At 72.3% G+C, this 26,322-nt stretch carries 23 protein-coding genes; 13 read left to right on the plus strand and 10 right to left on the minus strand.

Annotated features, from left to right (window positions below; translation table 11 throughout):
* The first annotated feature begins 7 nt into the window (after nt 1-7).
* Nucleotides 8-796, plus strand: coding sequence for a helix-turn-helix domain-containing protein (locus ACFV57_RS02460; RefSeq protein ID WP_385224828.1), 789 nt, complete (start codon nt 8-10; stop codon nt 794-796).
* Here ACFV57_RS02460 and ACFV57_RS02465 read toward each other — a convergent pair.
* Complete coding sequence (locus tag ACFV57_RS02465) at nt 778-2,310, minus strand: MFS transporter (RefSeq protein WP_385224830.1); 1,533 nt, start codon at nt 2,308-2,310, stop codon at nt 778-780. The two genes, ACFV57_RS02460 and ACFV57_RS02465, sit on opposite strands and share 19 nt — an antisense overlap.
* A 161-nt stretch (nt 2,311-2,471) precedes the next feature.
* Here ACFV57_RS02465 and ACFV57_RS02470 point away from each other — a divergent pair, with 161 nt between their 5' ends.
* Both ACFV57_RS02470 and ACFV57_RS02475 read left to right on the plus strand, forming a co-directional pair.
* A complete protein-coding gene (locus ACFV57_RS02470) occupies nt 2,472-3,362 on the plus strand; it encodes a helix-turn-helix transcriptional regulator (protein ID WP_385225134.1) in 891 nt (296 codons plus the stop codon).
* A 106-nt stretch (nt 3,363-3,468) separates the two neighbouring features.
* Nucleotides 3,469-3,822, plus strand: coding sequence for a cytidine deaminase (locus ACFV57_RS02475; protein WP_385224832.1), 354 nt, complete (start codon nt 3,469-3,471; stop codon nt 3,820-3,822).
* A 100-nt stretch (nt 3,823-3,922) separates the two neighbouring features.
* Here ACFV57_RS02475 and ACFV57_RS02480 read toward each other — a convergent pair whose 3' ends face one another.
* Nucleotides 3,923-5,476: a class I adenylate-forming enzyme family protein gene (locus tag ACFV57_RS02480; RefSeq protein ID WP_385224834.1), complete on the minus strand. Its 1,554-nt coding sequence runs from the start codon at nt 5,474-5,476 to the stop codon at nt 3,923-3,925.
* A gap of 289 nt (nt 5,477-5,765) precedes the next feature.
* Between ACFV57_RS02480 and ACFV57_RS02485 the strand changes: the two genes are divergently transcribed.
* The 5 genes from ACFV57_RS02485 (at nt 5,766) to ACFV57_RS02505 (ending at nt 12,339) form a co-directional block, all read left to right on the plus strand.
* Nucleotides 5,766-7,385: an NAD(P)-binding domain-containing protein gene (locus ACFV57_RS02485; RefSeq protein ID WP_385224836.1), complete on the plus strand. Its 1,620-nt coding sequence runs from the start codon at nt 5,766-5,768 to the stop codon at nt 7,383-7,385.
* Nucleotides 7,382-8,482, plus strand: a complete 1,101-nt coding sequence (locus ACFV57_RS02490) for an alpha-hydroxy acid oxidase (RefSeq protein ID WP_385224838.1) — start codon at nt 7,382-7,384, stop codon at nt 8,480-8,482. The genes ACFV57_RS02485 and ACFV57_RS02490 overlap by 4 nt, the downstream gene beginning before the upstream one ends.
* Nucleotides 8,479-9,921 (plus strand): cytochrome P450, encoded by a 1,443-nt coding sequence (locus ACFV57_RS02495; protein WP_385224840.1) that lies wholly within the window; start codon nt 8,479-8,481, stop codon nt 9,919-9,921. The genes ACFV57_RS02490 and ACFV57_RS02495 overlap by 4 nt, the downstream gene beginning before the upstream one ends.
* A gap of 38 nt (nt 9,922-9,959) precedes the next feature.
* Nucleotides 9,960-11,225 (plus strand): cation:proton antiporter, encoded by a 1,266-nt coding sequence (locus tag ACFV57_RS02500; RefSeq protein ID WP_385224842.1) that lies wholly within the window; start codon nt 9,960-9,962, stop codon nt 11,223-11,225.
* A gap of 115 nt (nt 11,226-11,340) precedes the next feature.
* Nucleotides 11,341-12,339 carry a GTPase Era gene (locus ACFV57_RS02505; protein ID WP_385224844.1) on the plus strand — a complete coding sequence of 333 codons (999 nt, stop codon included), beginning with the start codon at nt 11,341-11,343 and terminating at the stop codon, nt 12,337-12,339.
* 42 nt (nt 12,340-12,381) lie between these two features.
* Here ACFV57_RS02505 and ACFV57_RS02510 read toward each other — a convergent pair whose 3' ends face one another.
* The 4 genes from ACFV57_RS02510 to ACFV57_RS02525 form a co-directional block, all read right to left on the minus strand.
* Nucleotides 12,382-13,641 carry an MFS transporter gene (locus ACFV57_RS02510; protein WP_385224846.1) on the minus strand — a complete coding sequence of 420 codons (1,260 nt, stop codon included), beginning with the start codon at nt 13,639-13,641 and terminating at the stop codon, nt 12,382-12,384.
* Nucleotides 13,638-15,026, minus strand: coding sequence for a GH1 family beta-glucosidase (locus ACFV57_RS02515; RefSeq protein WP_385224848.1), 1,389 nt, complete (start codon nt 15,024-15,026; stop codon nt 13,638-13,640). The genes ACFV57_RS02510 and ACFV57_RS02515 overlap by 4 nt, the downstream gene beginning before the upstream one ends.
* Nucleotides 15,027-15,106: 80 nt before the next feature.
* Nucleotides 15,107-15,373 carry a protealysin inhibitor emfourin gene (locus ACFV57_RS02520; protein ID WP_385224850.1) on the minus strand — a complete coding sequence of 89 codons (267 nt, stop codon included), beginning with the start codon at nt 15,371-15,373 and terminating at the stop codon, nt 15,107-15,109.
* A 61-nt stretch (nt 15,374-15,434) separates the two neighbouring features.
* Complete coding sequence (locus ACFV57_RS02525; protein ID WP_385224852.1) at nt 15,435-16,499, minus strand: M4 family metallopeptidase; 1,065 nt, start codon at nt 16,497-16,499, stop codon at nt 15,435-15,437.
* A 305-nt stretch (nt 16,500-16,804) separates the two neighbouring features.
* On the opposite strand from ACFV57_RS02525, the gene leuA reads away from it, so the two are divergent.
* From leuA to ACFV57_RS02545, 4 genes are all read left to right on the plus strand, one after another.
* The gene (gene leuA, locus ACFV57_RS02530; RefSeq protein ID WP_385224854.1) at nt 16,805-18,583 is read left to right on the plus strand and encodes a 2-isopropylmalate synthase; all 1,779 of its coding nucleotides are present in this window, start codon (nt 16,805-16,807) and stop codon (nt 18,581-18,583) included.
* A 250-nt stretch (nt 18,584-18,833) separates the two neighbouring features.
* Entirely contained in the window at nt 18,834-19,559 is a 726-nt protein-coding gene (locus ACFV57_RS02535) for a TerB family tellurite resistance protein (protein WP_385224856.1), read from the plus strand.
* A gap of 57 nt (nt 19,560-19,616) precedes the next feature.
* A complete protein-coding gene (recO, locus tag ACFV57_RS02540) occupies nt 19,617-20,363 on the plus strand; it encodes a DNA repair protein RecO (protein ID WP_385224858.1) in 747 nt (248 codons plus the stop codon).
* 97 nt (nt 20,364-20,460) lie between these two features.
* Complete coding sequence (locus ACFV57_RS02545) at nt 20,461-21,276, plus strand: isoprenyl transferase (RefSeq protein ID WP_385224860.1); 816 nt, start codon at nt 20,461-20,463, stop codon at nt 21,274-21,276.
* Nucleotides 21,277-21,357: 81 nt separating this feature from the next.
* Here ACFV57_RS02545 and ACFV57_RS02550 read toward each other — a convergent pair whose 3' ends face one another.
* The 4 genes from ACFV57_RS02550 to ACFV57_RS02565 form a co-directional block, all read right to left on the minus strand.
* Nucleotides 21,358-21,786 (minus strand): Fur family transcriptional regulator, encoded by a 429-nt coding sequence (locus ACFV57_RS02550; protein WP_385224862.1) that lies wholly within the window; start codon nt 21,784-21,786, stop codon nt 21,358-21,360.
* A gap of 98 nt (nt 21,787-21,884) precedes the next feature.
* Nucleotides 21,885-22,793 carry a metal ABC transporter permease gene (locus tag ACFV57_RS02555; RefSeq protein ID WP_385224864.1) on the minus strand — a complete coding sequence of 303 codons (909 nt, stop codon included), beginning with the start codon at nt 22,791-22,793 and terminating at the stop codon, nt 21,885-21,887.
* 1 nt (nt 22,794) lies between these two features.
* Nucleotides 22,795-23,568 (minus strand): metal ABC transporter ATP-binding protein, encoded by a 774-nt coding sequence (locus tag ACFV57_RS02560; RefSeq protein WP_385224866.1) that lies wholly within the window; start codon nt 23,566-23,568, stop codon nt 22,795-22,797.
* Between the two features lie 67 nt (nt 23,569-23,635).
* The gene (locus ACFV57_RS02565; protein WP_385224868.1) at nt 23,636-24,625 is read right to left on the minus strand and encodes a metal ABC transporter substrate-binding protein; all 990 of its coding nucleotides are present in this window, start codon (nt 24,623-24,625) and stop codon (nt 23,636-23,638) included.
* Between the two features lie 199 nt (nt 24,626-24,824).
* On the opposite strand from ACFV57_RS02565, the gene ACFV57_RS02570 reads away from it, so the two are divergent.
* Entirely contained in the window at nt 24,825-26,207 is a 1,383-nt protein-coding gene (locus ACFV57_RS02570) for a glycine--tRNA ligase (RefSeq protein WP_385224870.1), read from the plus strand.
* Nucleotides 26,208-26,322 lie beyond the last annotated feature (115 nt).

Below are 26,322 nucleotides of genomic sequence, written 5' to 3' on the forward strand. Positions count from 1 at the left end.
AGGACGGGTGGCGAGCGCTGTGTACGGCAAGAGCGAGAACCGCGACGACTACCAGCGGGTGCCCCGGCCGGTCGCGGCGATGGCCCGCGACCTGCCCGACGGACACCACATCCCCGATCACCACCATCCCCGCGCCCAGCTGATCTACGGCACGACCGGTGCGATCACGGTCGCCACCGGGCACGGGGTGTGGGTGGTCCCCGCCACCCGCGGCGTGTGGGTGCCCGCGGGCCTCACCCACGCGATGACCTGCGCGGGCGCGGTCGCCATGCGCACGCTCTACATTGAGCCGCGGTCCGCCTGGCGCCTGCCCGCCACGCCCACCGTCGTCTCGGTCTCCCCGCTGCTGCGCGAGCTGCTCGACGAGGCCACCCGGATTCCGGTGGAGTACGACCCGCAGGGCCGCGACGGCACGGTGATGGAGCTGCTGCTTTACGAGCTGGCGCCGCGGCCCGTCCCCGCCCTGCACCTCCCCGTGCCGGACGACCCCCGGCTGGCGGAACTGTGCGCGGCGATCCGGCGCAGCCCCGGCGACCACTGGACGACGCCGTACGCCGCGTCCCGCGCCCACCTCAGCCCGCGCAGCCTGCACCGCAGGTTCGCCGCCGCGACGGGGATGAGCCCGGCCCGCTGGGTGCAGCAGGCCAGGCTCGTCCACGCGGTCACCCTGCTGGCCAGGGGCACCCCGGTCACCTCCGTCGCCGCCGGCCTCGGCTATGCCACCCCCAGCGCCTTCACGGCGATGTTCCGGCGGGCGCTGGGCACCACGCCGTCGGCCTACTTCGAGGGTGTGTAGTCCGGGCGGGTCCGGCGGGCGGCCCGGGCGAGGCCGACGGCGGACAGCACCGCGACGGCCGCGACGACGAGTGCGTCAGCGCCGAGCCCCAGCCTGATGCCGCCGAGCGTGGCGTCCGCGAAGCCCGCGCCGCCCTCCCGCAGTGACGCGATCCGGCCCGACGCCAGCGCGCTCAGCAGCGGTATGCCGACGGTGATGCCGATCTGCTGGGAGCTGGTCACCAGGCCGGTGGCCAGGCCCTGTTCGGTGTCCGGCACACCGGAGGTCACGATCACTCCGTACGAGATGATCGCCCACAGGTGACCGAAGCAGGCCACCGTCATCGCGACCGTCACGAACCAGACGGCGGACGGGGCCGTGCCCACGCTCAGCAGTGCCGCGGTGAAGACGGCCTGGACGGCCAGTCCGGTGAGCAGGGTCCGGCGGGCACCGATCCGCCCGATCAGCTTCGGCGCGACGATGCCGGAGAGCACCGCGAAGAGCCCCTGCACACCGAAGACCAGGCCGGTGTGGAAGGCGGACAGGCGCAGCACTTCCTGGAGGTAGAGCGTCAGCAGGAAGACCACCGCGCTCATCGTCGCGAACGTGACCAGACCGGCCAGGTTGCCCCATGCGACCGTGGGACGGCGCAGCATCGGCAGTGAGACCAGCGGCTGGTCGGCGCGGGACTCCACGATCACGAACGCGACGAGCAGGACGAGGCCGAGGGCCAGGGCGGCCGGCACGTCGGGGCGGCCGAAGCCCGCTTCGGCGGCGGTGGACAGCGCGTAGATCAGCGAGAGCAGCCCGCCGGTGACGGTCACCGCGCCGGGTATGTCGATGCGCGGGCGGCCGGGGTGCCGGGATTCGGTGAGCAGTGCGGGCGCGACCGCCAGCACGGCCACCCCGGCCACGGCGAGCACGCCCATCGTCGAGCGCCAGCCGAGCGAGTCGGTCAGCACGCCGCCGAGCACCATGCCGATGGTGAAGCCCGTCGAGAGCAGGGTGCCGCTGATGCCGAGCGCGCGTTCGCGCTGCGGGCCTTCGGCGAAGGTGGTGGTGAGCAGGGACATGCCGGTGGGCACGATGACCGCGGCGCCCAGGCCTTGCAGCGCCCGCCCGGTCAGGAAAGCCGCCGGGCCCCAGGCGAGCGCGGCCAGCACGGAGGCCGCCGCGAAGAGGGCGAGTCCGGTGAGGAAGAGGCGGCGCCGCCCGTAGAGGTCGGCGATGCGGCCGAACAGCAGCAGGAAGCCGCCGGACGGCAGTGCGAAGGCGGTGACCGCCCACTGGAGGTCGGCCTGGCCCATGCCCAGGTCCCGGCCGAGCACCGGCAGCGCCACGTTCAGGATCGAGAAGTCCAGCGCGACGATGAACTGTGCGGCGCAGAGCACGAGCAGGATCAGCTTGGCGCGGGCGGACATCGGCTCGGGGGCGGGCGCTTTAGCGGGGGGCGGCGTGTCGGCGAGGGGCGGACGCGCGTCGGCGCGGGGTGTGGCGGGCGGGAGTGTGTCGGGCGGGAGTGTGTCGGTTGGCATACGAGGAGCCTGCGGCTCAGGAATACGGCGTGGGGAGCGGGAACTTATCGTGGTGTCCGGACCACCAGGCAGGGTCCGGACGACCGGGTCGCGACGGCGGCCGGAGCTACAGCCGGCAGGGGGATGGCGTGGGAGAGTCCGCACGGGCGGTATCCGTACCGATGACAGGGGAGCCGGGCGGCGCCAAGCCGCGCCGGCGCGAGGAGTTGCGGGACTTCCTGATGAGCCGCCGCGCCCGGGTCAGCCCGGCCGACGCGGGCCTGCCCGACGGCGGCCGCCGCCGTACGCCGGGGCTGCGCCGCGAGGAGGTCGCGGTGCTCGCCGGGGTCGGTGCCTCCTGGTACCAGTGGCTGGAGCAGGGGCGCGACATCACCGTCTCGCCGCAGGTGCTGGACTCCGTGGCGCGGGTGCTGCGGCTGAGCGACACCGAGCGGCGGCATCTGTACGTGCTGGCCGGGCTCAACCCGCCGCTGCGGCAGGACCCGGACCCGGCCGTGCTGGACATGTGCGAGGGGCTGCAACGGCTGATCGACGCGTGGATGCCGTTCCCGGCGCACATCCTGGACCCGTACTGGAACAACGTCGCCTACAACGAGGCGGCGCGGCTGGTCCTGAACCACGGTCATGAGGGCGTCGACATGAACTGCGTGATCGCGTTCTTCACCGATCCGGTCTACCGCGCCCGCGCCGCCAGCTGGGAGCGGAACGCGCCGGGGGTGGTGGCGCAGTACCGGGCGGCCTGGTCGAACCGGCCCGGCGACGAGGGGTACGAGTCGGTGGTCCGGGAACTGTCCGCGGTCAGCGAGGAGTTCGCGGCGCTGTGGGCGCGCGGGGACGTCCAGGACGGCGGGCAGATCCACAAGGAGCTGGAGCACCCGCTCGTCGGCACGCTGCTCTTCGAAACCACCCAGCTGCGGGTTCCGGCCCGTCCGGACCTGACCATCGTGCTGCACAATCCGCGGCGGTCGGCGGAGACCGACACGGCGGCGAAGCTGGAGTGGCTGACGTCGCCGGAGGGCCGCCGGGGCGGGATGTACTCGGTGGCGGGGTGATCCGGTGGTGCGGACGGGGCGGGGCGTGCGCCCGTTACCGCCGTGCGCCCGTACCGCCGTAAGCCCCCTCGTCCCCGTCGGCCCGGCGCCGCATATGCTCGCCCGTATGAGCGAAGCCGCACCGCTGGACCCGGAAGACCGCAAGATCATCACGCTGGCCCGTTCCGCGCGGGCCCGCAACGGTGTGCCCGAGGGCGCCGCCGTCCGTGACGAGACCGGGCGCACCTATGTCGCCGGGACCGTCGACCTGGAGTCGTTGCAGCTCAGCGCGTTGCGTACGGCGGTCGCCATGGCCGTCGCGAGTGGCGCGCAGTCGCTGGAGGCGGCGGCCGTGGTGACCGAGGCCGAGACGGCCTCGGACGAGGACCGCGCGGCCGTACGGGACCTCGGCGGCGCGGGGACGCCGGTGCTGGTCGCCGGTCCGGACGGCGCGCTGCGGGTCTCGGTCCAGGCGGGGTGACGCGGGCCTCGGTCCGGACGGGCTGATGCGGGTCCCGGTACGGGCGGGTTGAAAGGCCGGTACGGCCCTCCGGCCGCCCGGCCCTCCCGCAGCCCGGCCGTCAGCCGGAGCCGCCGGTTTCCCGCTCCCCGAGCGCGGCCAGCAGTGCCTTCTTGTCCGGCTTGCCGCTCGCCGCGACCGGCACGTCCCGTATGACGGTGATCGTGGCGGGCACGCTCGCCGGGCCCAGCCGGTCCGCGACGTGCGCGCGGAGCGCCGCGGGGTCGGGGTGGCGCGCCGCCGCCGGGACGACGAACGCGTGGGCGGCCTCGCCGGTCCGCTCGTCCGGCGTGCCCACGACGTACGCCTGGTCGATGTCGGGGTGCGCGGCCAGCGCCTGTTCGATGGCGCCGGCGTAGTGCAGGACGGCGTTGACGATGATCACGTCGCGGGTGCGGCCGGTCAGCCGCAGGTAGCCGTGTTCGTCGAGCCGGCCCAGGTCGCGGGTGCGGACCCAGCCGTCGCGCAGTACGGCGCGGGTCTCCTCCTCGTCCCGCCGGTAACCGGCCAGCGCTCCGGCCGTACGCACCCAGATCTCGCCGGGCGCGCCGTCGGCGACCGGCCGCCCGTCGGCCGGGTCCCGTACGGCGATCTCCACCCCTTCCAGGGGGCGCCCCACCGTGCCGTACGCGGTGTCCGGCCGGCGGGCCAGGTCGTCGGGGGTGAGCAGGGTCAGCATCCCGGTCTCGGTCTGCCCGTATCCCTGGTGCACGATGGGGCCGAGCCGTTCGGCCGCCTCGGCGAGCCGGTGGGGGGACAGGGGAGATCCGGCCACGAGCAGCGCCCGCAGGCTCGTGAGGTCGATGGTGTTCCCGGTGTCGGTGCGCAGGGTGTCAAGGATGTGGTGCAGCCGGGGGACGGTCAGCAGGCAGGCGGTGACGCGGTGGCGCGCGAAGACCTCCGGGAAGGACAGCGGCGGGTCGGCGATGACGGCGGTGCCGCCGCCCAGCAGGCACAGCCCCAGGTGTTCGAAGATCACCGCGCTGGTGAGGGTGCCGAAGAGCAGGAAGCGCGCGTAGGCCGCCGCGAGCGCGGTGAGGCGCGCGCTCCGGTGGACCGGCTGCCACGGCCAGCTTCCGGTGAGGCTGCGGTAGCTGTGCGCGCACTCCTTGGGCTGTCCGGTGCTGCCGCTGGTCAGCGTGATCAGGGCGATGTCGTCCGGGCGTCCGCGGGCCACCAGGTCGTCCGGCGAGGCCGGTTCCGCCGTGCCCAGCAGGTCCTTCTCCAGCCCGATCCGGCCGAGGCGCCCGGCCGCCGCGAGGAGTTCGGCGGTGCCCGACGGCTCGTCGTGCACCAGGACGTCGATGCCGTCGGCCAGGACGCGGGCGAGGTGGCCCGGCGGGAGTCCCGGGCGCAGGCCGGTCAGCCGGGCGCCCAGCAGGTGCACCGCGAAGTGCAGGGCGAACGCCTCGGGGGTGACACCGGCGGCCACCGCCACGGACGACCCCGGGCCCACGCCCGCGGCGCGCAGCCCGCGTACACAGCGGCCGGTCAGGTCCAGGACCTCGCGGCGGGGGACGGCGCGCCCGCGGTGTTCAAACGCCGCCGTGTCCGGCTGCCGCCGGAAGGCGTCGACGAGGGACTGCGGGAAAGGGCTTTCGGCTGGCTGGTTCATTTCGCGGCATCCGCTCCAGGAGGTGAACGGCTGAAATGCGTCACGGGGCCGGCGGGACAAGCGGGGCGGGGAGTGCGGCAGCGTAATGCGGTGACCGCCCCGGGCGCGACAGAAGGGCGTTCCGGGTAAAAGTCCCGGACCTTGTGACACTGGCTTGTGCAGCGTACTCGCAAACCCGGAAATGACTGTGACGCACATCACTTGATCGCGCTCTGGTGTTGTTCTTTAATGCTCAAGTAATCTCGGATTCCGCTCCATCTCCATCCCCCGCAGGTGACAGGAGAATTGCGTGAGCCACGAAGAAGCACTGGACTATCTGGTGATCGGCGCCGGTCCCGCCGGATTGCAGGCCGGATATTTCCTGCAACAGACCGGGCGCAGTTATCTCATCGTGGAGTCGGGTGCGGCTCCCGGTACGTTCTTCACCCGCTTTCCGCGCCACCGCACCCTCATCTCCATCAACAAGGTGCACACCGGCTGGGACGACCCCGAGCTGAACATGCGCACCGACTGGAACTCGCTGCTCTCCGACGAGCACACCCCGCTGTTCACCGCCCGTACCGCGCGATATTTCCCGGCCGCCGACGAGATGGTCGGCTACCTGGCCGACTTCGCCGCCACCCACCGCCTCGCCATCCGTTACGGCACCCGGATCACCGGGATATCCCGACCGGACGGCGGCCCGGCCGGGCCCGGCGACTTCCTCGCCCGCGACCAGGACGGCACCGTCCACCGCGCGCGGCGGCTCATCGTCGCGACCGGCGTCACCCGCCCGTACATCCCGGCCATCGAGGGCGTGGAGACGGCCGAGCGCTACGACGAGGTCCCGGTCGACCCGGCCGGCTTCACCGGGCAGCGGGTGCTGATCATCGGCCGCGGCAACTCCGCGTTCGAGACCGCCGACAACCTCATCGAGACCGCCGCCGTCATCCACGTCGCCGGCCCCGGCTCGCTGAAGCTCGCCTGGCAGACCCATTTCGTCGGGCACCTGCGGGCCGTCAACAACAACTTCCTCGACACCTACCAGCTCAAATTGCAGAACGCAGTGCTGGACGGGCACATCTTGCGTATCCGGCAGCAGCCGGACGGCTCGTACGTGGCGTCCGTTTCCTTTTCCCGGGTCAACGAGGTCGTCAAGGACATCGCTTACGACCGGGTCATTCTCGCCACCGGCTTCCGCTTCGATCCGTCGATATTCGAGCCGGCCTGCCGCCCCGAACTCGCCGTCAACGACCGTTTCCCGGCCCAGACCGACGCCTGGGAATCACCCAACGTCCCCGGTCTCTACTTCGCCGGCACCATCACCCAGGCACGCGATTTCAAGAAATCCACCAGTGCTTTCATCCACGGCTTCCGGTACGGCGTACGGGCCCTGCACCGCATCCTCGAAGCCCGCCACCACGGCCGCCCCTGGCCCGCCCGCGCCCTGCCCACCACCGCCGAGGCGGTCACCGACGCCGTGATCGCCCGCGTCAACCGCAGCTCGGCGCTCTTCCAGATGTTCGGCTTCCTCGGCGACGCGGTGCTCGTCGACCGGGACGGCACGGCCCGCTACTGCGAGGAGGTCCCGGTCGACCACCTGCACACCGCCGTCGCCGACGGCGGCTTCGGCGACGTCGGCCACTACTGCACCGTCACCCTCGAATACGGCGAGGGACACGACAAGGTGAACCCGTTCGACATCACCGCCGGCCGCGTCTCCCAGCAGGACACCACCGGCCTGGACGGCCGCTACCTGCACCCCGTCGTCCGCACCTTCGACGGCACCGCCCCCGGCAAGGCGACCGCCGAACACCACGTCACCGAGAACCTGGAGAACGAGTGGGACAGCGAGGAGGTCCACCGCACCCCCCTGCGGAGCTTCCTGCGCGCCCGGCTCACCGACCCGGCCACGGCGGACCAGCCGTGATCCCCACCCTCGACGACCTGCGCGAACGCGCACGCGAGCGGCTGGACCCCCGGGTGTACGACTTCTTCGCCGGGGGCGCCGGCGGGGAGACGGCGCTCCGCGAGAACGAGGCGGCGTTCCGCAGACTCGCCCTGCTGCCCCGCGTGCTGCGCGGGGCGGCCACCCGCGACCTGTCCGTGACGCTGTGCGGTGACCGGCTGTCCCTGCCCGTCCTGGTCTCGCCCACCGCCTTCCACCGCCTCGCCCACCGGCAGGGCGAGACCGCCACCGCCCGCGCGACGGCCGCGGCCGGCACGGTCCTGGTCACCGGCATGGCGGCGACCGTGCCGGTGGCCGAGGTCACCGCCGCCGCCCGCGCCGTACGGGCCGAGGCGGCCGTCTGGTTCCAGCTGTATCTGCAACCCGAACCGGAGGTCACCCTCGCCCTGGTGCGCAGGGCCGAGCGGGCCGGGTGCACGGCGCTGGTCGTCACCGTCGACTCACCCGTCTTCGGCCGCCGCGAACGCGACGCCCGGCACGGCTTCGACGACCTGCCCGACGGTCTGGCCGCCGAGAACATGCGCGGCCTGCCCGGCGCCCCGGACGGCCGCCCCCGCGACATCGCCATGTCCCCGGGGCTCTCCTGGGACGACCTGCGCAGGCTGCGGGCGCAGACCCGGCTGCCGGTGCTGCTCAAGGGCATCCTGCACCCCGCGGACGCCCGCATCGCCGTCGCCGAAGGAGTCGACGGCCTGCTGGTCTCCAACCACGGCGGACGGCAGCTCGACGCGGCACCGGCGACCGTCGAGGCACTGCCCGCAGTCGTCGCGGCCGTCGCGGGCCGGGTGCCGGTGCTGCTCGACGGCGGTGTCCGCCGGGGCTCCGACGCCGCCGTGGCCCTCGCGCTGGGCGCGTCGGCCGTCGGCGTCGGCCGCCCGGTGCTGTGGGGCCTGGCCGCGGACGGCGAGGACGGCGTGCGGCACGTACTGGAGCTGCTGCGCGCGGAGTTCGACCACGTACTGGCGCTGTGCGGCGGCAGCGGCCCCGCCGACCTCGGCCCGGACCTCGTCGTCGTACGGGGGAGCCGACACGCCGGACGGAACAGGGAGGACGCATGAGCCGCCCCCGGGCCACCGGCCCCCTCCGGACCGCCAGACTGCTCACCGCGGCCGCCGCCGTCCTCTCCGTCCCGTACTGGCTGCCGCGCTCCGTCGTCGCCGCCCGCGTCGCGCTCTTCGCCCGGATCAACGGCGACGAAGGCATCGCCTTCCCGAACGCCGATGTTCCCGCCGACCGCTTCCAGGAGATCTACTCCCACCCGGCCGCCAACGGCCGCAGCCGGGGCGCCGCCCTCTCCGACCTCTTCTGGTACTGGCTCGCGCCCGGCGCCGAGGTGCATCAGGAGCACCTGGAGGACGGCCCGCGCTACGACGAGGTGGCCCGCACCACCCTCGCCGTGCTCGCCGGGCCCAGCCAGGAGCTGTCCGCCGCCGTGGCCCGCCGCACCGCCGCCGTCCTGGACGAACTGGTCACCGGCCGCGCCGCGTTCGTCCGGCTGCGCGATGTGATGATGCCGGTGTGGGCGGAGTTCTTCCACGGCCTGGTCTTCCGCGAACCCTGCCCGCCCCGCGTCCGGCGCCTGATCGTGGACAACGCGGCGGACGTGATCGACTCCCTCAAGTGCACCCGGCCGCGCCACCTGGCCCGCCGTGACCGCCTCACCCGCCACCTGCGCCGCCGTATCGCCGCCGGGGACGTGCCGCCGGACCACCTGCCGGACTCCCTCACGCCCGGCGAGCAGGCGTACTACCTCCAGGGCACCTTCTTCAACACGGCCGTCGTCCAGATGTCCGAGGCCATGGCCCACCTGCTGCTCGTGCTGGCCCAGCACCCGGACGAGCAGCGGAAACTGGCCGCGGCACCGGACGACGAGCGGTACTTCGCCAACGTCCTCAACGAGACGCTGCGGCTCTACCCGCTCTTCGGCGTCGCCCACCGCATCAGCACGGACGACATCCCGCTCGGCCCCGACACGGTCATCCCCGCCGGCTCGGTGCTGTGCTTCAACTACCCCGACTACCACGCCACCGGCTACCGCGCCCCCGACGTCTTCGACCCCGCCCGCTGGGACCGCCTCGTCGCCAAGCGGCAGCACCACATCCCGTTCGGCGTCGCCGCCAACCGCCCCTGCCCCGCCTGGCGGCTCGCCCCGCTCGCCATGCACGCCGCGACCCGCGAGGTGCTGCGGCGCTTCACCCTCCACTCCGACGTCGCCCACACCCGCTCCATCCCGCACCGTGCCCCCTGCCTGCTGGTCCGGCGCGGCCGTCCGCTGCCGCCGCACCGGCTGCTCGCCGCCCGCGCCTTCCTGCGGGTCCGCGACCGGTGGGAGGACGTGTGGCGCAGCTGCGCCCAGCTCGTCCTCGGTACGTGGATGGTGCTGGACGCCCGCCGCCTGCGGCCGGCCGAGCGCTACTTCGCCGCCCACGACACCCAGGGCGTCCCGCTGCCGGCCGGTACCGCCGGGGCGGCCCGCTGCCCCTACCCGCACACCTGATCCCCACGCCAGCCCCGCGAGCCGAAGGGCGTTCCGCCATGACCGTCACGGAGTTAGGCCCGGTCTTCTTCCTGGCCGTCGTCGTCATCCTGCTCGTCTGCCGGCTCGCCGGCCGCGCCCTGCGCGCGCTGGGCCAGCCGCCCGTGGTGGGCGAGATGGTCGCCGGCGTGGTGCTCGGGCCGTCCGTGCTGGGCCTGCTGGCGCCCGGCGTGGAGGCGGCCCTCTTCCCGCCGGAGCTGCGGCCCGCGCTGTACGTCGCCGGGCAGATCGGCCTGGTCGTCTTCATGTTCCAGACCGGGTACGAGTTCCGTACGGCGGGCATCCGGTCGGTGGCGAAGCCCGCCGCGATGATCTCTTCGGCGGGCATTCTCGTACCGCTCGCGCTGGGCGTGGGCCTGACCTACGCCGTCCACGGCCGGGTCGATGTCTTCCCGAAGGGCGTCTCCGTCGGGGTCTCGGCCCTCTTCGTCGGCGTGACCCTCGCCATCACCGCCTTCCCCATGCTGGCCCGCATCATCACCGAGCGCCGCCTGACCAGCACCCGCTTCGGCTCGCTGTCCCTGGCGTCCGGCGCGGTGGACGACGCGCTGGCGTGGGTGCTGCTCGCCGGGGTGCTGAGCATGGCCGGCAGCGGCGCCGGACCGCTGGCCCTCGCCCTCGGCGGGAGCCTCGGCCTGGTCATCGTCCTCGCCCTGCTCGCCCGCTCCGGGACCCGGGCCGCGGGTCTGGTGAGCCGCCGCAGCCCCGACGAGCTGCTGCTCATCACCGTGGTCCTGCTCTTCCTCGCCGCCTGGTACACCGACCGCATCGGCCTGTACGCCGTCTTCGGCGCGTTCAGCCTGGGGGTGGTCTTCCCTCGCTCCGAGCCGGTGGACCGGGTCATCGAGGCGATCGCGCCGATCAGCCGGATCGTCTTCCTGCCCCTGTTCTTCACCTACTCCGGGCTGAACACCGACTTCGCGCTGCTGGCCTCGCCCGGCCTGCTGCTGTTCACCGTGGCCTGCGTGGCCCTGGCCGTCCTCGGCAAGCTGGGCGCCTGCTGGGTGGCGGCGCGGGCGGCGGGGGAGGACGGCGCGGTCGCGCTGCGCATCGGGACGCTGATGAACGCGCGGGGCCTGATGCAGCTCATCGCGATCAACATCGGCCTGGCGGCCGGCATCGTGACGCCGTCGCTGTTCGCGGTGCTGGTCGTGGTGGCGCTGGTGACGACGGTGATGGCCACCCCGCTGCTGACCCTGTGGGACCGGCTCGACGCGCGCCGGACGGTGGGCGCGCCCGCCGAGCGGGTGGGCGCCGCGCCCTGAGCGCGCCCGGCCCGTACCGTCGCGCCCGCCGCCCGGCCCGCACGGCCGCCCCGCGCCCCGGCCCGTACGGCCGTCCCCGGCCACGTGGTCGGCGCGGCTCCGCCGATCGGGGACAATGGGCGCCATGAGCGTTCGTACAGAGTCCTCCGCCCAGCACCGCGCCGGCTTCGCGTGCTTCGTCGGCCGCCCGAACGCGGGCAAGTCGACCCTCACGAACGCTCTGGTCGGCACCAAGGTGGCCATCACCTCCAACCGCCCGCAGACCACCCGGCACACCGTGCGCGGCATCGTGCACCGCCCGGACGCCCAGCTCGTCCTGGTCGACACCCCGGGCCTGCACAAGCCGCGCACGCTGCTCGGCGAGCGCCTCAACGACGTCGTACGGACCACCTGGGCCGAGGTCGACGTGATCGGCTTCTGCCTGCCCGCCGACCAGAAGCTGGGCCCCGGCGACCGCTTCATCGCGGGCGAGCTGGCCGGGATCAAGAAGACCCCGAAGATCGCCATCGTCACCAAGACCGACCTGGTGGACTCCAAGCAGCTCGCCGAACAACTCCTCGCGGTCGACCAGCTCGGCCGGGAGCTGGGCATCGAGTGGGCGGAGATCATTCCGGTCTCGGCCGTGGAATCAGAAGGGGCGGGGCGAAGCCCCTCCGATCGGGGTGGTGGCGGGCGAGGGGCCGGCCAGGTCGGCCTCGTCGCCGACCTCCTCGTGCCGATGCTCCCGGAGAGCCCCCCGCTCTACCCCGAGGGCGACCTCACCGACGAGCCCGAGCAGGTCATGGTCGCCGAGCTGATCCGCGAGGCCGCGCTCGAAGGCGTACGGGACGAGCTGCCGCACTCCATCGCCGTCGTCGTCGAGGAGATGCTGCCGCGCGAGGACCGCCCGGCGGACAAGCCGCTGCTGGACATCCACGCCAACGTCTACATCGAGCGGCCCAGCCAGAAGGGGATCATCATCGGCCCCAAGGGCAAGAGGCTCAAGGAGGTCGGCGTGAAGTCCCGCAAGCACATCGAGGCGCTGCTCGGCACGCCGGTCTTCCTCGACCTGCATGTGAAGGTCGCCAAGGACTGGCAGCGCGACCCGAAGCAGCTGCGCAAGCTCGGCTTCTGAGACCGGACCCCCGAGGGCCGCGGGGCCTTCGGGAAGCCCCGCTCACTCCACCCCGCGGATCTGCCGCACCAGCAGCGCCCCCGCCAGCCCCACGCCCGCGGCGACCAGGTACAGCACCCGGTAGCCGCCCAGGTACGTCACGATCGGCGCGGCCAGCGCGGGGGCGGCCACCTGCGGCAGCGAGTTGGCGATGTTGACGACGCCGAGGTCCCTGCCCCGGTGGGCGGCGGCCGGCAGCACGTCCGTCATCAGCGCGAAGTCCACCGACGTGAAGACCCCGAAGCCGACGCCCAGCAGCGCGGCGGCGGCCAGCGCGCCGCTCCAGGTCTGCAGGACGGCGAGCAGCGCGGTGGCCACCGTCATGATCACGCCCGCCCACAGCACGAACGGCTTGCGGCGGCCCGTACGGTCCGACCAGATCCCGCCGACGACGACGGTGGCGAGCAGCGTCACCCCGTTGACGGCGGTGAGGACGAGCACGCCGTCCTCGGGACGCGGCCGGTGCAGCACGTCGCGCAGGTAGTAGAGCAGGTACAGCAGGGCGATCGCGTTGCCCAGGTTGACCAGGAAGCGGGTCAGCCAGGCCCAGCCCAGGTCCGGATGGCGGCGCGGGCTGATCCAGAACCCGGCGAGGAAGGACCGCCGGGCGAACGGCGGCCGGTCGCCCGGCCCGATCCGCAGATCCCGGTAGCGCAGCACGTACGGGAGCGTGGCCAGCACGGTGAAGGCGGCGCAGGCCGCGTACCCCGCCGCGATGCCTCCCGCGGCGGACGCCAGTCCCGTACCGGCCAGCACACCGAGGATCTGCGCCGCGCCCAGCCAGCCGCCGACCGTGCCGCGCTGGAGGTGTGGGACGCGGTCCGGAACGGCCGCGGTGACGGCGGCGAACGCGGCGTTGAGCGCGAGCTGCACCAGGCACCACCCGGCCGCCATGGCGCCGACGCTCCTGGCGGCGGCCAGCAGGCACAGCGCCCCCGCACCCCCGAGCACGCCGGCCACGATCCACGGCGTGCGGCGCCCGAACCGCGACACCGTACGGTCCGACAGCGCGCCGAAGAGCGGATTGGCCACGAGCGAGACCGCGGCGCCCAGCCCCGTGACCCACGCGAGGACCGACTCCTTCGACGTGCCCGGCGGCGCCAGCTCGGCCGCCTGGAGGGCCAGCAGGACCTGGAGCGGGCCGTACCAGCCGACCCAGACCGCCCCGTTGGCCAGCGCCAGCGCGGCGGTCCAGCCGCGGCCCACCCGCCCGGCCGGCTCGGCGAGGGCCCCGGGCGTGCCCGCGGCCCCCGCGCCGGTCACCGCTGGGCCCGCAGCGCGTCCCGCAGCCAGCGGTACGAGGCCTTCGGGGTGCGGGCCAGGGTGGCGTAGTCGACGTGCACCAGCCCGAAGCGCCGGGCGTATCCCTCGGCCCACTCGAAGTTGTCCAGCAGCGACCAGACGAAGTAGCCGCGCACATCGACCCCGGCGGCGATCGCGTCGTGCACGGCCCGCACGTGCGCGTCCAGGAAGGCGATCCGCTCCCGGTCCTCGACGCCCTCGTACGAGCAGCCGTTCTCGGTGATGACGACCGGCGGCAGGCGGTCGCCGTACCGGTCGCGGAAGCCGGTCAGCAGCTCGGTCAGCGCCGCGGGCACCACCGGCCAGCCGAAGTCCGTCAGCGGATACCCCTCGATCTCCCGCGGCGCGAAGGGTAGGCCCGGCGGCAGCTCGACCCCCGCGAAATCCACCGGTCCGGCGCCCACCTCAGTCTCCGGCGCGCCCACCTTCGTCGGCTGGTAGTAGTTGATCCCGTACCAGTCCAGCGGCGTACCGATGACCTTGAGGTCCTCGTCCACCGGCCCGGACAGCAGCGCCGCCGTCAGCTCCTCCTCCGGATAGCGCCCCAGCAGCACCGGCTCCGCGAACAGCCGGTTCAGCAGCAGGTCGTAGAGCCCGGCCGCCTCCCGGTCGGCGGCGGAATCCGACGCGGCCCACGTCGGCCCGTGCGAATTGGCGATCCCGATACCGCTCGCGCCCCGCGCGCGCAGCGCCTGCACGGCCAGCCCGTGCCCCAGCAGCTGATGATGCGCGGCAGGCAGTGCCTCGAACCCCAGCTTCCTGCCCGGCGCGTGCTGCCCCAGACCGTAGCCCAGCAGGGTCAGTTCGGCGGGCTCGTTGAGCGTGATCCACCGGTCCACCCGGTCCCCGAGCCGCGCCGCCACGGCATCCGCGTACGCCGCGAACCGCCGCGCCGTGTCCCGCTCCAGCCACCCGCCCGCCGCCTCGACGGCCTCCGGCGTGTCCCAGTGGAAGAGGGTCGGCACCGGCCGGACACCCGCCGCGCACAGCGCGTCCACCAGCCGGTCGTAGAAGTCCAGCCCCGCCGCGTTCACCCGCGGCCCGCCGTCCGGCATCACCCGCGGCCAGGCGACCGAGAAGCGGTACGCGCCGACGCCCAGGTCCCGGATCAGCGCCACGTCTTCCCGGTAGCGGTGGTAGTGCCCGGTCGCCACCCGGGCGTGCGAGCCGTCCTTGACCCGCCCGGCCCGCTCCACGAAGGCGTCCCACACCGACCGCCCCCGCCCGTCCTGGGCCACCGCCCCCTCGATCTGGTAGGCGGAGGTCGACACCCCCCACAGGAACCCCGGGGGAAACCGCGGCAGCGCGTCCGGCGGGGACCCGGCGGGCACGAACGAAGCGTCCATGCGCCGGATCCTGGTTACCGCCGCGTACACGTGTCAAGAGGTGTGTACGGAACGGGAGTTGCCGCGCTCGTGGGTGGTGCTCAGCTGCCTTCCTTCAGGACGCGGCCGATCAGTTTGCGCTGTTCGTCGGTCAGGCGGGGGTCGGAGGCGTAGACCGTGTGGCCGTCGATGGTGATCTGGTAGCTGAAACCGTCGGGAACGCCTACCGGGGGCGTACCCCGGCCGTCGGCGGCTGCCTTCTCGGCCAGGGCGTGCCATTCCGCGGCATCGGGCAGACCGCGGGTGTCGACCTCGGCGTGGCGCTCGATGCCGGCGAAGCCGCCGGTGCGTCGCACTTGAATCCGCATGACGGGCTTCCTACCCAGTGGGGTACGGGGAAACGGACAGAACGGGCCAGATGCCGGCGGATCAGCCGGTCGGGACGCCCACCTGCGACCACGCCTTCAGCAGGGCCTGCAGTTCCGCGCCCTCACCGTACTTGGTGCGTGCCGCGGCGACCGTCAGGCGCGCGAAGTCGGCGAACTGCGCGTCCTTGTCCAGCTCGCCGCCGGTCAGCGTGTCGTACCAGATCTGGCCCGCCCGCTCCCACGCGTTGCCGCCGAGGTCCGTGGCGAGCAGGTAGAAGGCGTGGTTGGGGATGCCGGAGTTGATGTGCACGCCGCCGTTGTCGCGGGAGGTCTTGACGTAGTGGTCCATCGTCGCCGGCTGCGGGTCCTTGCCCAGGACGTCGTCGTCGTACGCGGTGCCCGGGGCCTTCATCGAGCGCAGGGCCTCGCCGGTGACGTTCGGGCCGAGCAGTCCGGCGCCGATCAGCCAGTCGGCCTGGGAGGCGTTCTGGCCGAGCGCGTACTGCTTGATCAGGGCGCCGAAGACGTCCGACATGGACTCGTTGAGCGCGCCGGACTGGCCGAAGTAGTCCAGGTTGGCGGTGTGCTGGGTGACGCCGTGGGTCAGCTCGTGGCCGATCACGTCGACGGGGATGGTGAAGTCGAGGAACAGGTCGTTGTCGCCGTCGCCGAAGACCATGCGCTGGCCGTCCCAGAAGGCGTTGTCGTAGTTCTCGCCGTAGTGGACGGTGGCGTTCAGCGGCAGACCGGAGTCGTCGATCGAATGCCGGCCGTAGACCTTCAGGTACAGCTCGAAGGTCGCGCCGAGGCCCGCGTGCGCGCGGTTGACGGAGGCGTCCTTGGACGGCTTGTCGGTTTCCGCGTGGACTTTCTTGCCCGGCAGCACTTCCTGGTGCTTCGCGTCGTAGATCGTGCGGTTCGGCTTGTCCGACGGGGCGCCGGTGGGCGCGGCGAGGGCGCGGACGGTGGTGATGCGGCGGCGGGTGCGCTGCAGGGCGTCGTGCTCCAGGGTGCTCAGGGCGCGCCGGGAGCGGTCCGGGTCGTCGAGCCGGGCCAGCTTGTCGAGGACGTGGGGCGGCACGATCGTGCAGAAGACGGGGTGGGCCGCGGTGGCTTCAGGGTTCATGCACGGCAATGTGGCACTGGGTCATCACGGTGTCACTCCCTGCCGCCATGATTCCTGAAAACGTGTGGTTGATCGCGGTTCGGGGGTTACATCCGCCCGGTCCCGCATACTGATACGGGGCCGCCTTCCCCGCGTCACCTCGGCTAGGGTGCTGCGCATCATGCGTTACGGGCTGCTTCTCCTTAGCTGCCGCGGCGAGGGTCTGTTGTCGTAGGGCCGACCCCCTCCCCGCGGAGTTCGGTGCTGCGATGCGTTCGCCCCGTCGGCCTCTTCCCCCGCGGATACACGAGGAGCCCCGCGCCACCATGACGAATCCGTCGATTCCCGCCGAGAACTCCGTCGGCCGCCCCACCCCCATCACGAACGCGACCCGCACCCAGAAGCCGTCCGGCCTGCCGGTCCACCGCTACGGCGGCTACGAGGCCGTGCACATCCCGGACCGCACCTGGCCGGAGAACCGCATCACCGAGGCCCCCCGCTGGCTGTCCACGGACCTGCGCGACGGCAACCAGGCGCTGATCGACCCGATGTCGCCGGCCCGCAAGCGCGAGATGTTCGACCTGCTGGTCAAGATGGGCTACAAGGAGATCGAGGTCGGCTTCCCCTCGTCCGGCTCGACCGACTTCGACTTCGTACGGTCGATCATCGAAGAGGGCGCGATCCCCGAGGACGTGACGATCTCCGTCCTGACGCAGGCCCGCGAGGAGCTGATCGAGCGGACGGTGGAGTCGCTGCGCGGCGCCCACCGGGCCACCGTCCACCTGTACAACGCCACCGCCCCGGTCTTTCGCCGGGTGGTCTTCCGCGGCTCGCGCGAGCAGGTCAAGCAGATCGCGGTGGACGGCACGCGGCTGGTCATGGAGTACGCGGACAAGATCCTGGGGTCCGAGACGGCCTTCGGCTACCAGTACAGCCCGGAGATCTTCACCGACACCGAGCTGGACTTCGCCCTGGAGGTCTGCGAGGGCGTCATGGACGTCTGGCAGCCCGAGGAGGGCCGCGAGATCATCCTGAACCTGCCGGCCACGGTCGAGCGCTCCACTCCCTCCACCCACGCAGACCGCTTCGAGTGGATGTCGCGCAACCTGTCGCGCCGCGAGCACGTGTGTCTGTCCGTCCACCCGCACAACGACCGCGGTACCGCGGTGGCCGCCGCCGAGCTGGCGATCATGGCGGGCGCGGACCGTATCGAGGGCTGCCTGTTCGGGCAGGGCGAGCGCACCGGCAACGTGGACCTGGTCACCCTGGGCATGAACCTGTTCAGCCAGGGGGTGGACCCGCAGATCGACTTCTCGCAGATCGACGAGATCCGCCGGACCGCCGAGTACTGCAACCAGATGGAGGTCCACCCGCGCCACCCGTACGCGGGCGACCTGGTCTACACCGCCTTCTCCGGCTCCCACCAGGACGCCATCAAGAAGGGCTTCGAGGCCATGGAGGTCCAGGCCGCGGAGCAGGGCAGGAGCGTGGGCGACCTGGAGTGGGCGGTGCCGTACCTGCCCATCGACCCCAAGGACGTCGGCCGCTCGTACGAGGCCGTCATCCGCGTCAACTCGCAGTCCGGCAAGGGCGGTATCGCCTACGTCCTGAAGAACGACCACAAGCTGGACCTGCCGCGCCGGATGCAGATCGAGTTCTCGAAGACCATCCAGGGCAAGACCGACGCCGAGGGCGGCGAGGTCACGCCGGACGCGATCTGGTCGGTCTTCCAGGACGAGTACCTGCCGACCCCGGACAACGCCTGGGGCCGGATCGCGCTGCGCAGCGCGCAGACCTCCACGACGACCGAGGGCACCGACGCGCTGACCGTCGAGGCGGTCGTGGACGGCGCCGACACGGTCCTGACCGGCACCGGCAACGGTCCGCTGGCGGCGTTCTTCGACGCGCTGCACGCCATCGACGTGGACGTACGGCTGCTGGACTACGTCGAGCACACGATGAGCGAGGGCGTCGGCGCCCAGGCCGCCGCGTACATCGAGTGCGCGATCGGCGACAAGGTGCTGTGGGGCGTCGGCATCGACGCGAACATCGTGCGCGCCTCGATCAAGGCGGCCGTCTCCGCGGTCAACCGCGCGAGCCGCTGATCACCGGGCCGATGTGCGGCCCGTCCCGCCGGCCCCCGGGCCGGACCGGTGTACGGGCCGCCGACCGCCCGTGACCTGCGACGTACCCGGCGTCCCCCGGTTCTTCCCGCGAGAGCCCGGGGACGCTTGGACGTTCAACCGGTTTAAACGGCCGTCTTGTCCGGTCCGCGCTACTGACGGCGCGTCTTCGATGTGGCTAACATCACGTCAACGCGGCAAAGATGCCGGAGCGTTACGGAGGGTCGACGTGATGCACAAGCTGGCTGTGATGGGTGTGCGGACGTCCTGGCGCACCGTCGCCGACGGCGAGTTCTTCTGCCCCGAGTGCGGCGGGGACCGCAACTACCTCCGGCGTACCGGCCGCCGCCGCCTGACCGTCCTCGGCGTGCCGCTGCTGCCGCGCGGCACCGCGGGCCCGGTCGTCGAGTGCTCCGCCTGCCGCGGCCACTTCGCCCTGGACGCACTGGACCACCCCACCACGACGCGCTTCTCGGCGATGCTCCGGGACGCCGTGCACACCGTCACGCTGGCCGTGCTGGCCGCCGGCGGCACGGCCTCGCCGGGGGTGCGCAGCACCGCCGTGGGGACGGTGCGCGCCGCGGGCTTCGCGGAGTGCACGGAGGACCAGCTGCTGACCCTGCTCGCCGCGCTCGCCGCCGACACCGGCCGGCTGCCGGGCGCGCACGACGGCGCCCTGTCGCGCGCCGTCTCCGGCACCGGTGGCCGTCCCGGCGGCGGGCTCGACCCGTGCGGCACGGCGCTGGCCATAGAACTGCACGAGGCGCTGGAGCCGCTGGCCCCGCACCTGGCTCCGGCGGGCCGGGAGTCGCTGCTCCTCCAGGGCGCCCGGATCGCCCTCGCCGACGGCCCGTACCTCCCGTCCGAGCGCGAGGTCCTGACGACCGTGGGCGCGGCGCTGCTGCTGTGCCCGGACGACACCGCCCGGCTGCTGGCGGCGGCCCGTACGCCTTCCTGAGGGCGGTACGGACCCGGCCGGACCGGAGCTCGCGCCGCGTGCGCGAGAATGGACGGCATGAGTCTGTTCCGCGATGACGGCATTGTGCTGCGTACCCAGAAGCTGGGCGAGGCGGACCGGATCATCACGTTCCTCACCCGCGGTCACGGCCGGGTACGGGCGGTGGCCCGGGGCGTGCGCCGTACGAAGTCGAAGTTCGGCGCCCGGCTGGAGCCGTTCTCCCACGTCGACGTGCAGTTCTACGCCCGCGGCAGCGAGCTGGTCGGGCGCGGCCTGCCCATGTGCACACAGAGTGAGACCATCGCGGCCTACGGTGGCGGCATCGTCACGGACTACGCCCGCTACACCGCCGGCACGGCCATGCTGGAGACCGCCGAGCGGTTCACCGACCACGAGGGCGAGCCGGCCGTGCAGCAGTATCTGCTGCTGGTCGGCGGGCTGCGCACGCTCGCGCGCGGCGAGCACGAGCCGCATCTGGTGCTGGACGCGTTCCTGCTGCGCTCGCTCGCGGTCAACGGCTACGCCCCCAGCTTCGACGGCTGCGCCAAGTGCGGCCTGCCCGGCCCGAATCGGTTCTTCTCCGTGGGCTCGGGCGGCGTGGTGTGCGGTGACTGCCGGGTGCCGGGCAGCGTCGTACCCTCCTCGGAGGCCATCGGGCTGCTGGCGGCGCTGCTGTCCGGCGACTGGGCGACGGCGGACGCCTGCGAGGCGCGGCACGTCCGGGAGGGCAGCGGGCTCGTCGCGGCGTACCTGCACTGGCACCTGGAGCGCGGACTGCGCTCGCTGCGGTACGTGGAGAAATAGATAGGGTCAGCAGCTCGGGGGCGAGGACCGGCCCGAAGGACGGGCGGCGGCCCGGCCCCGGGCGCAGCACGCACTACGCATAGGAGATGTGGACCGGATGGCACGACGCGGATTCCTGGGGCGCGGCCGACGTGAGTACGAGACGCCCGAGCCGCACCCGTCCGGCGCGCGTCCGCCGAAGATCCCCGGCGAACTCGTCCCGAACCACGTGGCGGTCGTCATGGACGGCAACGGCCGCTGGGCCAAGGAGCGCGGCCTGCCCCGCACCGAGGGCCACAAGGTCGGCGAGGGCGTCGTCCTCGACGTGCTCAAGGGCTGCATCGAGATGGGCGTCAAGAACCTGTCGCTGTACGCCTTTTCCACCGAGAACTGGAAGCGCTCGCCCGACGAGGTCCGCTTCCTGATGAACTTCAACCGCGATGTCATCCGCCGCCGCCGGGACGAGATGGACGCGCTGGGCATCCGTATCCGCTGGGTCGGCCGGATGCCGAAGCTGTGGAAGTCCGTGGTGCAGGAACTCCAGGTCGCCCAGGAGCAGACCAAGGACAACGACGCCATGACGCTGTACTTCTGTGTCAACTACGGCGGCCGGGCGGAGATCGCGGACGCGGCGGCGGCCATCGCGGCCGACGTGCGGGCCGGGAAGCTGGACCCGGCGAAGGTCACCGAGAAGACCGTCGCCAAGTACATGTACTACCCGGACATGCCGGACGTGGACCTGTTCGTACGGCCGTCGGGCGAGCAGCGCACGTCCAACTACCTGATCTGGCAGAGCGCCTACGCCGAGATGGTGTTCCAGGACATTCTCTGGCCCGATTTCGACCGGCGGAACCTGTGGGACGCCTGCCTCGAATACGCCAAGCGGGACCGCCGCTTCGGTGCGGCGCCGGAGGCGGAGCCCGCGCAGCAGTAAGCACCTCCGTACACGAAAGCGGCCGGGCCCCTGAATTCAGGGACCCGGCCGCTTTCGTGCCGCCGCCGCGGGCGCCGCGCGTCAGGCGGAGCCGGCGGCCGCCTTGGCCGCGCACTCACCGCACGTACCGAAGATCTCGATCGTGTGCCCGACGTCCCGGAAGCCGTGCTCGGCGGCGATCTGCTCCGCCCACTTCTCCACGGCCGGGCCCTCCACCTCCACGGCCTTGCCGCAGTTGCGGCACACCAGGTGATGGTGGTGGTCGTCGGTGCTGCACCGGCGGTAGACGGCCTCGCCCTCGTTCGTCCGCAGGACGTCGACCTCGCCGGCGTCGGCGAGGGACTGCAGCGTCCGGTAGACCGTCGTCAGCCCGACCGAGTCCCCCCGGTGCTTGAGCATGTCGTGCAGTTCCTGCGCGCTGCGGAACTCGTCCACCTCGTCCAGCGCCGCCGCCACGGCGGCCCGCTGCCGTGTCGACCGGCCGCGCACCGGAGATCCAGCGCTCGCCACCGTTGCCTCCCTAGGTCTCGGGACGTCCCCTGCACATCAGTCCGGCCATTGTGCCAGGTGATGACCGGAGCCCGGGGGCAACGCTTACGCACAGGTCCCTACCCCTTGGCCCCTTGCACGCTGACATCGTCACCGGGGGAGCGGCTGCCGGGCACGTCCAGAGTGCACTGCCTGGCGGCCTCGGCGGCGGCCCGCGCGCGCTTTCCGGCCAGCGGGGCGGCCAGCGCGGCCATCAGGGCGAAGACCGCGATGGCCAGCAGCACGATGCTCGCGCCGGGCGGCACGTCCACGTAGAAGGAGAAGACCGTACCGGAGAGGGTGACGACGACTCCGATGGCGACGGACAGCGCGAGGGTCATCGCGAAGCCGCGGGTGGCCTGCTGCGCGGCGGCCACCGGCACCACCAGCAGCGCGCTGACCAGCAGCAGACCGACGGCACGCATCGCGACCGTGACGGTCAGCGCGGCGGTGACGGCGAGCAGCAGGTTCAGCCACCGCACGGGCAGGCCCATGACGCGGGCGAACTCCTCGTCCTGGCAGACGGCGAACAGCTGCCGGCGCAGTCCGAGCGTGACGGCCATCACGAAGGCGGCCAGCAGACAGGTGACCGTCACGTCCTCGGCCGAGACGCTGGTGATCGAGCCGAAGAGGTAGCTGGTGAGATTGGCGGTGGAGCCGCCGGGCGCCAGGTTGATGATCAGCACGCCGCCGGCCATACCGCCGTAGAAGAGCATCGCCAGCGCGATGTCCCCGCGGGTACGGCCCTTGGAGCGCACCAGCTCCATGGCGATCGCGCCGAGCGCGGCGACCAGCACGGCCATCCACACGGGCGAGGCGCGCAGCAGGAAGCCCAGCGCGACACCGGTCAGCGCGACGTGCCCGATGCCGTCGCCCATGATCGCCTGACGGCGCTGGACGAGGTAGATGCCGACGGCCGGCGCGGTGACGCCGACCAGGAGGGCGGCGAGCAGCGCGCGCTGCATGAAGGCGTAGTTCAGGAGGTCCATGTCAGGTCAGCAGTCCTGTCCGGACCGGCTCGGCGGCCGGGTCCGCGTGGGGGTGGACGTGGTCGTGGCCGGGCAGGGCATGCTGGCCCACGGCCTCGGGCGGCGGGCCGTCGTGCACCACGCAGCCGTCGCGCAGCACCACGGCGCGGTCGATCAGCGGCTCCAGCGGACCCAGCTCGTGCAGCACGAGCAGCACGGTGGCACCCGCCTCGACCTGCCCCCGCAGCGTCTCGGCCAGCACCTCCTGGCTGGCCAGGTCCACCCCGGCCATCGGCTCGTCCATGATCAGCAGTTCCGGCTCGGCGACCAGCGCGCGGGCGATCAGCACCCGCTGGTGCTGGCCGCCGGAGAGTGCCTCGGCGGAGTCCTTTGCGCGGTCGGCCATGCCCACCAGGTCCAGTGCCCGGTGGACGGCGTCCCGGTCGGTCCTGCCGGGCCACTTCAGCTTCGTACGGGAGAGCCGGCCGGACGCGACGATCTCGCGGACGGTGGCGGGGACGCCGCCCGCCGCGGTGGTGCGCTGCGGTACGTACCCGATGCGCGCCCAGTCCCTGAACCGGCGCTGCGGGGTGCCGAACAGCTCCAGCTCGCCGCTGGTCAGCGGCACCTGGCCGACCACGGCGCGGACGGCGGTGGACTTGCCCGAGCCGTTGGCGCCGAGCAGCGCCACCACCTCGCCGCGCCGTACGGTCAGGTCGACACCGCGCAGGACGGGACGTGCGCCGAGCGCCGCACCCGCCCCGCGCAGCGATATGACCGTGTCCTGGTCCTTCATGGCCGGGTCCTCCCGTCGTGCCGTACGTACCTGTCCCGCCGGGTGCCCGGCCGCGTCGCCCGCCCGCTCACCTGGCGCCGAGCGCCTTCTGCAGGGCCGCGAGGTTGGAGTCCATGACCTGGAGGTAGTCCCGGCCCTTGGACTTGTCGGTGATCCCCTCGATGGGGTCGAGCACGTCGGTCCGCACGCCGAGGTCCTTGGCGAGGGTCTTGGCCATCGCGGGGTTGGTCAGCGTCTCGAAGAAGACCGTGTCGACGTGGTGGTCCCCGGCCAGCTTCTGCAGCTCCTTCATGCGGCTGCCGCTGACGTCGCCCGACTCGGGGTCGATGCCGCTGATGGCCTCCTCGGTGAGGCCGTAGCGCTCGGCGAGGTAGCCGAAGGCGGCGTGCGTGGTGATGAAGGTGTCCGACTTCTTGTTCTTCAGCCCGTCCTCGAACTTCTTGTTCAGGTCGGTCAGCTTCTTGACCAGGTCGTCGGTGTTGCGGGCGTAGTCCGCCTGGTGTGCGGGGTCGGCCTCCGCGAGGGTCTTGCCCACACCCTTGGCGACCTGGGCGAACTTCACCGGGTCGAGCCAGATGTGCGGGTCGTTGCCGTCGGCCTCGTGGCCGTGGTCGTGGCCCTCGTGCTCGTCGTGGCCGGTGCCGTTGTCGCCGGTGGTGTGGGCGTGGCCGTCGACCTCGTCGCCGTGCTTCTTCAGCTGGGTCAGGGACGCCGCGTCGACGGTGTGCTCGACGCCGGCCTGCGCGACGGCCTGGTCGACGGCGGGCTGGACGCCCTTGAGGTAGACGATCGCGTCGGACTCGCCGAGGGCGGCGGTCTGGCGGGGGCTGAGCTCCAGGTCGTGCGGTTCGGTGCCGGGGGAGGTCAGGTCGGTGACCTTGACGTGGTCCTTGCCGATCTCCTTGGCGAGGAACTCCATCGGGTAGAACGAGGCCGTCACGTTCAGCTTGCCGTCACTCCTGCCCCCGCCGGAGTCGGAGCAGGCGGACAGGGCCGTCATGCCGAGGACCGTGGCTGCGGCTATGACGGCGGCGGGTATGTGACGTCGTACGTTCATGACACTCATTTTCAACAAAAGTGGAAACGATTGTCAACAACGGGTCTCGCGGCGGGCGGCCGGGGAACCGATTTGATCCGGGGGGCAGGGCCGCCGGTAACCTGAGTTATTCGCCCGCGCGTATCCCGACCGCCGCCCCTCATCGAGGCGCAGGGCGCCGCCTTGTCCACCCGTTCGTCGTCGCAATGAAGAGAGCACCGTGGCCGCCGACAAGATCGACACAATCGTCAGCCTGAGCAAGCGCCGTGGCTTTGTATATCCGTGCAGTGAGATCTACGGCGGCCAGCGCGCCGCCTGGGACTACGGTCCGCTCGGCGTCGAGCTCAAGGAGAACATCAAGCGTCAGTGGTGGCGCTCCATGGTCACCTCGCGCGACGACGTGGTGGGTCTCGACTCGTCGGTGATCCTGGCCCCCGAGGTGTGGGTCGCCTCCGGTCACGTCGCCACGTTCACCGACCCGCTCACCGAGTGCACCGCCTGCCACAAGCGCTTCCGCGCCGACCACCTGGAAGAGGCGTACGAGGCCAAGCACGGCCGGCTGCCCGAGAACGGCCTGGCCGACGTCAACTGCCCGAACTGCGGCAACAAGGGCCAGTTCACCGAGCCCAAGCAGTTCTCCGGCCTGCTCTCCACCCACCTCGGCCCGACCCAGGACAGCGGCTCCGTCGCCTACCTGCGCCCCGAGACCGCGCAGGGCATCTTCACCAACTTCGCCCAGGTCCAGCAGACCTCCCGCAAGAAGCCGCCGTTCGGCATCGCGCAGATGGGCAAGTCCTTCCGCAACGAGATCACGCCCGGCAACTTCATCTTCCGCACCCGCGAGTTCGAGCAGATGGAGATGGAGTTCTTCGTCAAGCCGGGCGAGGACGAGCAGTGGCAGGAGTACTGGATGGAGCAGCGGTACAACTGGTACCGCGACCTCGGCCTGCGCGAGGAGAACATCCGCTGGTACGAGCACCCCGCCGAGAAGCTCTCGCACTACTCCAAGCGCACCGCTGACATCGAGTACCGCTTCCAGTTCGGCGGCTCGGAGTGGGGCGAGCTGGAGGGCGTCGCCAACCGCACCGACTACGACCTGTCCTCGCACTCCAAGGCGTCCGGCCAGGACCTGTCGTACTTCGACCAGGAGGCCGGCGAGCGCTACACCCCGTTCGTCATCGAGCCCGCGGCCGGTGTCGGCCGCGCGATGCTCGCCTTCATGCTCGACGCGTACAACGAGGACGAGGCGCCCAACGCCAAGGGCAAGATGGAAAAGCGCACCGTGCTGCGCCTCGACCCGCGCCTGTCGCCGGTCAAGGTCGCCGTGCTGCCGCTGTCCCGCAACCCGCAGCTCTCGCCGAAGGCCAAGGGCCTGGCCACGGACCTGCGCCGGAACTGGAACATCGACTTCGACGACGCGGGCGCCATCGGCCGCCGCTACCGCCGTCAGGACGAGATCGGCACGCCGTTCTGCGTCACCGTCGACTTCGACACCCTCGACGACAACGCGGTCACCGTGCGCGAGCGCGACACGATGAAGCAGGAGCGGGTGTCGCTGGACCAGATCCAGTCGTACCTGGGCGGGCGTCTGCTGGGCTGCTGACCCTTCGCGGGACGCCGCCGGACTGACGGCCTCGAACGCCGGGCCGGGGGGGTAATACCCCCCCCCCCGGGGCCCGTTTTAGCGGGAGAGGGGCGTGGGGGGACCCGGGGGGTGG

It is taken from the genome of Streptomyces sp. NPDC059788, assembly GCF_042732265.1.
GTDB lineage: Bacteria > Actinomycetota > Actinomycetes > Streptomycetales > Streptomycetaceae > Streptomyces.

Bases quoted from the DNA above. Each gene is read 5' to 3' on its own strand.
- ACFV57_RS02465 (WP_385224830.1), bottom strand. From the start codon at position 2,310: ATGCCAACCGACACACTCCCGCCCGACACACTCCCGCCCGCCACACCC.
- ACFV57_RS02470 (WP_385225134.1), top strand. From the start codon at position 2,472: ATGACAGGGGAGCCGGGCGGCGCCAAGCCGCGCCGGCGCGAGGAGTTG.
- ACFV57_RS02475 (WP_385224832.1), top strand. From the start codon at position 3,469: ATGAGCGAAGCCGCACCGCTGGACCCGGAAGACCGCAAGATCATCACG.
- ACFV57_RS02480 (WP_385224834.1), bottom strand. From the start codon at position 5,476: ATGAACCAGCCAGCCGAAAGCCCTTTCCCGCAGTCCCTCGTCGACGCC.
- ACFV57_RS02495 (WP_385224840.1), top strand. From the start codon at position 8,479: ATGAGCCGCCCCCGGGCCACCGGCCCCCTCCGGACCGCCAGACTGCTC.
- ACFV57_RS02500 (WP_385224842.1), top strand. From the start codon at position 9,960: ATGACCGTCACGGAGTTAGGCCCGGTCTTCTTCCTGGCCGTCGTCGTC.
- ACFV57_RS02505 (WP_385224844.1), top strand. From the start codon at position 11,341: ATGGGCGCCATGAGCGTTCGTACAGAGTCCTCCGCCCAGCACCGCGCC.
- ACFV57_RS02515 (WP_385224848.1), bottom strand. From the start codon at position 15,026: ATGGACGCTTCGTTCGTGCCCGCCGGGTCCCCGCCGGACGCGCTGCCG.
- ACFV57_RS02520 (WP_385224850.1), bottom strand. From the start codon at position 15,373: ATGCGGATTCAAGTGCGACGCACCGGCGGCTTCGCCGGCATCGAGCGC.
- ACFV57_RS02525 (WP_385224852.1), bottom strand. From the start codon at position 16,499: ATGAACCCTGAAGCCACCGCGGCCCACCCCGTCTTCTGCACGATCGTG.
- leuA (WP_385224854.1), top strand. From the start codon at position 16,805: ATGACGAATCCGTCGATTCCCGCCGAGAACTCCGTCGGCCGCCCCACC.
- ACFV57_RS02535 (WP_385224856.1), top strand. From the start codon at position 18,834: ATGCACAAGCTGGCTGTGATGGGTGTGCGGACGTCCTGGCGCACCGTC.
- recO (WP_385224858.1), top strand. From the start codon at position 19,617: ATGAGTCTGTTCCGCGATGACGGCATTGTGCTGCGTACCCAGAAGCTG.
- ACFV57_RS02545 (WP_385224860.1), top strand. From the start codon at position 20,461: ATGGCACGACGCGGATTCCTGGGGCGCGGCCGACGTGAGTACGAGACG.
- ACFV57_RS02555 (WP_385224864.1), bottom strand. From the start codon at position 22,793: ATGGACCTCCTGAACTACGCCTTCATGCAGCGCGCGCTGCTCGCCGCC.
- ACFV57_RS02560 (WP_385224866.1), bottom strand. From the start codon at position 23,568: ATGAAGGACCAGGACACGGTCATATCGCTGCGCGGGGCGGGTGCGGCG.
- ACFV57_RS02565 (WP_385224868.1), bottom strand. From the start codon at position 24,625: ATGAACGTACGACGTCACATACCCGCCGCCGTCATAGCCGCAGCCACG.